Genomic DNA, 217 nt, shown 5'->3' on the forward strand with positions numbered 1-217 from the left:
GAGCGGGGAATACAAAGCGCCGACAACCGACATGGAAGAGCTGCTTGCCGGCATTTGGCAGGACGTGCTCGGCATTCCGGAGATCGGTGTCAGTGACAATTTCTTCTCACTCGGCGGAGATTCCATCAAAGGAATCCAAATGGCGAGCCGCTTGAATCAGCACGGCTGGAAGCTGGAAATGAAAGATCTCTTCCAGCACCCGACAATCGAGGAGCTG

1 protein-coding gene is annotated in these 217 nt (G+C 54.8%); it reads left to right on the forward strand.

The features are described from left to right. A partial coding sequence (locus tag V6D44_RS21035; RefSeq protein WP_333516872.1) for a phosphopantetheine-binding protein occupies positions 1–217 on the forward strand: 217 nt, incomplete at both ends.

It is taken from the genome of Bacillus sp. 0209A (assembly GCF_036765095.1).
GTDB lineage: Bacteria > Bacillota > Bacilli > Bacillales > Bacillaceae > Bacillus > Bacillus subtilis_G.